Annotated in this window: 8 protein-coding genes; 3 read left to right on the top strand and 5 right to left on the bottom strand. The window is 39.7% G+C overall.

Annotated elements, in window-relative coordinates:
• Positions 1-180 precede the first annotated feature (180 nt).
• Positions 181-381, bottom strand: coding sequence for a cold-shock protein (locus V7161_RS10065; protein WP_027322326.1), 201 nt, complete (start codon positions 379-381; stop codon positions 181-183).
• A 356-nt stretch (positions 382-737) separates the two neighbouring features.
• Here V7161_RS10065 and V7161_RS10070 point away from each other — a divergent pair, with 356 nt between their 5' ends.
• Positions 738-1,034 (top strand): hypothetical protein, encoded by a 297-nt coding sequence (locus V7161_RS10070; protein ID WP_335444748.1) that lies wholly within the window; start codon positions 738-740, stop codon positions 1,032-1,034.
• A gap of 5 nt (positions 1,035-1,039) precedes the next feature.
• Here V7161_RS10070 and V7161_RS10075 read toward each other — a convergent pair whose 3' ends face one another.
• Together V7161_RS10075 and V7161_RS10080 are read right to left on the bottom strand one after the other, a co-directional pair.
• Positions 1,040-1,468 carry a YfmQ family protein gene (locus tag V7161_RS10075; RefSeq protein ID WP_335444751.1) on the bottom strand — a complete coding sequence of 143 codons (429 nt, stop codon included), beginning with the start codon at positions 1,466-1,468 and terminating at the stop codon, positions 1,040-1,042.
• A gap of 357 nt (positions 1,469-1,825) precedes the next feature.
• Positions 1,826-2,605: an alpha/beta fold hydrolase gene (locus V7161_RS10080; protein ID WP_335444753.1), complete on the bottom strand. Its 780-nt coding sequence runs from the start codon at positions 2,603-2,605 to the stop codon at positions 1,826-1,828.
• Positions 2,606-2,786: 181 nt separating this feature from the next.
• On the opposite strand from V7161_RS10080, the gene V7161_RS10085 reads away from it, so the two are divergent.
• The gene (locus tag V7161_RS10085; RefSeq protein ID WP_335444756.1) at positions 2,787-3,287 is read left to right on the top strand and encodes a CBO0543 family protein; all 501 of its coding nucleotides are present in this window, start codon (positions 2,787-2,789) and stop codon (positions 3,285-3,287) included.
• A 231-nt stretch (positions 3,288-3,518) separates the two neighbouring features.
• Positions 3,519-4,730 carry an MFS transporter gene (locus tag V7161_RS10090; protein ID WP_335444759.1) on the top strand — a complete coding sequence of 404 codons (1,212 nt, stop codon included), beginning with the start codon at positions 3,519-3,521 and terminating at the stop codon, positions 4,728-4,730.
• Between the two features lie 84 nt (positions 4,731-4,814).
• Here the strand turns inward: V7161_RS10090 and V7161_RS10095 are convergent, their stop codons facing one another.
• Both V7161_RS10095 and V7161_RS10100 read right to left on the bottom strand, forming a co-directional pair.
• Positions 4,815-5,225 carry a GNAT family N-acetyltransferase gene (locus V7161_RS10095; protein WP_335444761.1) on the bottom strand — a complete coding sequence of 137 codons (411 nt, stop codon included), beginning with the start codon at positions 5,223-5,225 and terminating at the stop codon, positions 4,815-4,817.
• A gap of 94 nt (positions 5,226-5,319) precedes the next feature.
• Positions 5,320-6,054 carry a DUF899 domain-containing protein gene (locus V7161_RS10100; protein ID WP_335444764.1) on the bottom strand — a complete coding sequence of 245 codons (735 nt, stop codon included), beginning with the start codon at positions 6,052-6,054 and terminating at the stop codon, positions 5,320-5,322.
• Between the last annotated feature and the right edge of the window lie 105 nt (positions 6,055-6,159).

The following is a 6,159-nucleotide window of genomic DNA, read 5'->3' on the forward strand; positions in this document are numbered from 1 at the left end:
GCGGGCGGTTCGGGGAGCCTCCTCGGCGCTTTAGCGCCTGCGGGGTCTCCCCTGCCCCGTATTCCCGCAGGAGTCTCGCGCCTTCCACTCCAATCAACAGTGTTATAAAATCAACAATGTCCTTTAACACAGCCTAAATAAAAAAGCCTCTAAAATTTAGAGGCTAATTCTATATTTATATTATGCTTTACGCACGTTAGCTGCTTGTGCACCACGTTGACCTTGCTCAACGTCGAAAGTCACTTCTTGACCTTCTTCTAATGTTTTGTAGCCTTCGCCTTGGATAGCTGAGAAATGGACGAATACGTCTTCTCCACCTTCACGCTCGATGAATCCGAATCCTTTTTCGCCGTTAAACCATTTTACTTTGCCTTTTTCCATTTTTGTTGCCTCCTAGTGTGTTTGTACACACATTGTATTACTATCCTTGCTCTCAGTGATCTTCAAGACGAAAGTCAGTACTAATACATCTTTCTTTACACCGAACAAAAATAATTCCTCTTTATAGTAACACTATTCAAAAGTGAAAGCAAGGAGACGACAGGCTGCAGTTTTTGAAAATGGCGTTATTATCCAAATTAATAGAGGAAAATAATGCGCAAGTATCTTTGTAGGGAATGCTTTCCGGTTGTGAAAATAATCATTTAAAAGGAAAAAAGAACCTGTAGGTATTATTTATTTTCTTTGTTCGAAAATCACTTTTTGTACATAAGCTTAAGGATAAGGAGTGGAATGTGATGAACCAGGAACAGTTTGATACCGAAACGCTTAAGCTCATTAAAAATAGACTTGATTATATTATCTACATTGCTAAAAGGTACAACAGTGATAACCCTGAATTAATGGATACAATTGAAAGCTTAGCTGGAGTGGCAAACATGTTTGCAAGGATAAAATTAGAGGAATTAACGGGGAAACGAGAAACGACGAGCCCACAAGGATACATTGTTGGCAGGCTGGGAAATTCATATTCAAGAATGAAAGAGTATGAAGAACAAAAAAAAGACAAAGAGTTTCCAGGCTGGAAACTCTGATTTTTTTAAGCTCCTTGAACGGTTTGGAGGCGATCGGAGAACAAACTATAGGCAATTACTTTCTTCTTATATTGTTTAACAACATCAACATGATCGTTATAATGATACAAAAAGATGGTCACATCTTGTTTGCCATTTTTAGTGTCAATGACAATCGGAGTTTTATGATTCTCTGGATATAAATAAAATTCTTCGGTCCCAGGATAGATATATTGCTGCTTAATAAATGTTGCCTCATTAAAATCATTAATCATTTGAATTTTGTCTTCCCCATCTAACCGCTTTCCATTAATGGTTATGGTTACATTCTCAACATTAAGTTTTGAATGGGTCTCGAACTTTCTAATAAGCCAGTTCACAGGGCCGGTTGGAAGGCAGGTCATGCCAATTTTAATAGCACTTATTAGAATGATTGAAAGCACAGTCCAAGTCATATTCCCTATCTCCTTTAAGTCAACCAAATGTAAATCCCTAAAGAAACTAAAGCGATAAAAATAATAACCACATATATTAACGTTAAATTAGTCGTATTTCTTTTGGTGGAACCCCTATAGTTTTCGTCAGGCTTCCTTGTAAGTATTAGAGTTGAAACCACTGAAAAAATTAAGATCAATATGACCAAACCAAACATTATTTTCATACTTCACCTCTTAATTAATGCTATAAATTAATGACAATTATATAATAACGCAATTGTACACTCTATTAACCATCCAATTCACCTAAAAATAAACCATCCACTTCACAAGTTGCAAAATAAAAAAGCTGCACCGATGGCAGCCGACTCCCTATTAAACAAATTGTGCCAAAACCTGGTTAAACCGATCACGCTCTTCCCAGAAAGGTCCATGGCCACTATATTGAAACGGGACAAGCTGTGAATTTCTTATCTTCTGATTCATTTCCTGTGCTTGAGCAAACGGAATCACTTTGTCATGAACACCGTGAATAATTAAAGTGGGTGCATTTATTTTGGGAAGATCTTCAAAAAGCGTCTCATCTCTTAATAATACAACCACTGCAGCAGTCGACCAGCCAGCCGCCTGTAACCCCATTTGAAAAAACCAGTCTGAGAATCTTGGTGTTATATACTGAAAGAAAAAGCTATCTGTCACTTCCTGCATCATCTTCGGACGATCATTTAAGGTTTCCTTGAGAAATTTATCGGCCGTTTCCTTTGTAAAGCCTGTCGGAGCGGCAGCATCAACAAGGACGAGCTTGGACACCCCGTAACCGTTGTGGCGGGTCATATATCGAATCGCGATCGCTCCCCCGGTAGAATGACCAACAAGTGTGACATTTTGCAATTGTAATGTACCAACAACCGCGCGAATATCATCTGCCAGTCTGTTAAATGTGTATCCACTGATGGGTTTATCCGAATTCCCGAAGCCCCTCCAATCAATCCCGATACAACGGTAACCCATTGCGGGAAGAACATCAAACTGATATTCAAACTGTTTGTGGGAGAGCGGCCAGCCATGGATAAAGACGATGGTCTTGCTGCCGCTTGGGTTAATATCTTCAACATATAAATTCACACCCGGTTCTACCGTAACAAAGTATCCCATCCCGATTCCTCCGTTTTTCATATCGTTTTAACCATAAAGTATTCATTTAGGCAGACTTGGGTGAGTGCCCATAAGGGTCCTATGAGGGTATCCAACAAAGTTTTTATCAATTTTGATAATTTTTTCCATAAATGGGTATTATACAATATGCATTCAATTTCCTTTGTAGTGAGGCGTAAAAATGGCTGAAATTATTGGGGTCAGTTCTTGGATATTTGCGGGTATTCGTTGGGGCGACTGGAGAAACTGGCGCATGTATTATGGAACGATACTTTATTTCATTCTTGGCGACGTGCTTTATTATTATGTCAGTTATAATCATCGGCTCTGGTCACTCATCCCTACATGGCCGCTAAAAAACGAACTGACTTGTATAGCTGGTGAGTTTATTGTATTTGCCAGCACGATATTAATCTTCTTAGGCAGGTATCCAGCTCACCGTTTTCTATCGGCTTGGTGGACCGCGCTTTGGGTCATCATTTACACCGCAAATGAATGGATATTAATAAAAACCGGAACTTTTAAATATGAACACGGTTGGACACTATTCCACTCGTTTTTATTTAGTATCCTAATGTTTATTCTCATTCGGTTACATCATAAAAAGCCGGTGTTGACCATCTTAATATCCATCCCCATATCAATCATACTGATTTACCTAAATTCGATTCCGATAAAATGAGCGTTCCTGTCCTATGCAGGGACGTTTTTTTTATGAACGGGAAAAAGATGTATCCCTTCTTAAAAAACAAAGTATAATTTAAGAAAGAAAATTTGACGCAATGACGATAAAACGAGTGGTCCCCCTAAGCTTTTATCTAATTGCCTCTTTTAAAAGGAGCTACGTTACATGTTCAGTAATCCAATCTAAATTCCCCCTCATTTAAAAAATTTTTAAAAATGGGGGATCAAATTGAAACGTAATCGTGATTTTCTTTTCCTCATGGTTGGCCAATCACTAGCCAATGTGGGGGATGTGTTGTATGTCGTCGCTGTAATCAGTTTTATTTTTGGAATAACCAAATCTGCCGCAGTCTCGGCCATCGTGCCCTTTACCATTACCTTCGCCATGTTTATTTCAAGCATCCTGACACCAATTCTGATTGGAAGGGTGAATCTGAAAAAGCTGTTAGTCGGTTCACAAATAGGGAAGACAGTCATTTTGTTTGGGTTAAGTGCTTGTATGATGAGCGGTTTAGCCTTAACCAATTATTATTTTGTTTTTTTCATGATAGCGGGAATTGCGCTCCTGGACGGCTGCGCCAATCCCATTAGGCAGACGTTAATCCCATACTATGTTGAAAAAGAACATCTGATCAAGGCGAACGGAATCGCTGAAACCATTACACAATCGATTCAAATCGGAACCTGGTTCTTTGGCAGCTTGTTATTGATTGTGTTTAGTCCCAATCAGTTAATCTTGTTGGTAGCTGGGTTATTCGTTTTATCGAGTTTTATTTTGGCTTTTTTAAAAAATGTAGACCACAAAGCGGAACGACAAGAAAGAATGCGGGATTTGATTACACAAGGCTGGCAGACCATTCGTCTTACACCAGTATTAAAAACACTGGCGAAAATGGAATTCATGGAAACAATCGCGAACTCCGTTTGGATTGCGGCCATCTTGATTGTCTATGTGAAGCAGGCCTTGAATACACAGGAGCAGTGGTGGGGATTCATTAACAGTGCCTTTTTCATCGGATTGGTTCTGGGGAGTTTGTTGTGTGTGAAGTTTCCTCGTTTTTTAGAACGAAATCAGTACGGATTTATTATGGTTGGCATTGTATTGAACTGTTTTTTCACCATTCTCTTTAGTTTAACCAGTAACCCTTTAATCGCTTTATTGTTATCGGCTTTGATTGGCGTTTTTGGGCAGTTGAAAAATATTCCGCAGCAAACCATCATCCAAACGAGTATTCCGAAAGAACAATTGGCCACGGTGTATACATCATTTGGCACCATTTCAACAGGTACATTCGGTGTTGGCTCATTAATCATGGGGCTTATATCCGATTATTTAGGAGTGCGGAGTGTCTTTGCGATTTCGGGAGCTGTGCTAGCTGTCGTTATTGTGATTGTGGTTAAAGATAGACGGATTTTAAAAGGAAGTACGCATCGGGGATAAGCAAGAAGAGAGGAATTGCGGCGGCAATTCCTCTTTCTTAATATAGTTAAAATACTTGACCTGGTAGGTATCAAAAGTGGAAACCTACTTCTTTCGTAGAATCTTGAACCCATTTTCTATTTTTTCAAAACCAATTTTAGGATAGTATTCCATTGCAACTGGGGAGGCCAGCAAGATTAGAGTTGCTTCTTCGCCGATTTGTTCCTGTACTAATCGGACCAGTTCCTTACCAATCCCCGTTTTTTGATACTCTTTGTCTACTGCTAAGTCAGATAAATAGCAGCAGTAGCTGAAATCCGTCAGCGCCCTTGCTATTCCAATGAGCTTTTCATTTACCCATGCTGTAATTAAAATATCGGCATGATCAATCATCCGTTGCAGTCGCTGCAAGTCCTCGGCTGGCCGGTTAATTCCTGAAGCTTTAAAAACTGCAGACAAATCTTCCGGGCTGATTGCGGTGTTGATTTTGTAAGTGATTTGAAAAGTATTTTCCATAAGTTCGATCCTCCAATTAAGTTAATAATCGAATTTTATGAAAAAACCTTTCAAATTGTAAGTTCCAGAAATTACTTTTTTGATGGTACCAGTTTTATATTTTCGGTACATATTGATCACGATGACGCAGTCCTCGGTCGTCCTGCCGTCCTTTTGGCACCAAATCGAGAAACTGATAGGTGATATTCACCATGTCAATGCCGCGGGCGTAAGTCGAATAGGTATGAAAGATTTGCCCTTCTTCATCTTTGTAAAAAACGCTCACGCCTTCTCTGTCCGTACTCATCGGATTCTGAAGGGTATAGTTGTAATAGGCTTGTTTTTTCTCGACTTCTTCCTTGGTAAAAGAGGCTTGGAAATCATAATTAAAATCTGTTTGTCCCGATGAAAACCATGGAAAGGTCCAACCCATTCGCTGTTTGAATGCTTCCAGTTTTTCTAAAGGGGCACGAGAAAGACAGACAAAGGTGACATCACGGTGATTTAAATGCGGAATCATCCCGCTGTAATGATCGGCCCAAAACGAACAATGTTTGCAGCCCTGATCCCAGCCTGGATTGAACATGAAATGATACACAATCAATTGACTTCTTCCGGCAAATAAGTCTGCCAGCGACATCTTACCGCTGGGACCGTCGAATGTATAAGACTTGGTGACAGCTTCCCATGGCAAATCTCGTCTCAGTTGGGTTAGTTCGTCCCGTAGTTTCGTGAATTCCTTTTCTTTTTGCAGCAGTTCTTTCCGCGCTTCGAGCCATTCGCTCCTTGGCAGAACTTTGTGTTCCATATCAACACCCCAATATCTCGTTTTTCCACTTATTCTATCCAAAATCACCACAATTTTAGTGTAAAGTTACAAACTATTTGTGGCGTAATCGGATTTAACGGAGAATTTCTCAGCTTTATCGGCGAATTTTCGATTTTATCGGCGAAT

Origin of the sequence: Neobacillus drentensis (genome assembly GCF_036965425.1) — a bacterium.
Classification (GTDB): Bacteria; Bacillota; Bacilli; order Bacillales; family Cytobacillaceae; genus Neobacillus; species Neobacillus drentensis_F.

Coding starts and splice junctions, on each gene's coding strand:
- V7161_RS10065 (WP_027322326.1), bottom strand. CDS start 381: ATGGAAAAAGGCAAAGTAAAATGGTTTAACGGCGAAAAAGGATTCGGA.
- V7161_RS10085 (WP_335444756.1), top strand. CDS start 2,787: ATGGCTGAAATTATTGGGGTCAGTTCTTGGATATTTGCGGGTATTCGT.
- V7161_RS10080 (WP_335444753.1), bottom strand. CDS start 2,605: ATGGGATACTTTGTTACGGTAGAACCGGGTGTGAATTTATATGTTGAA.
- V7161_RS10070 (WP_335444748.1), top strand. CDS start 738: ATGAACCAGGAACAGTTTGATACCGAAACGCTTAAGCTCATTAAAAAT.
- V7161_RS10075 (WP_335444751.1), bottom strand. CDS start 1,468: ATGACTTGGACTGTGCTTTCAATCATTCTAATAAGTGCTATTAAAATT.
- V7161_RS10095 (WP_335444761.1), bottom strand. CDS start 5,225: ATGGAAAATACTTTTCAAATCACTTACAAAATCAACACCGCAATCAGC.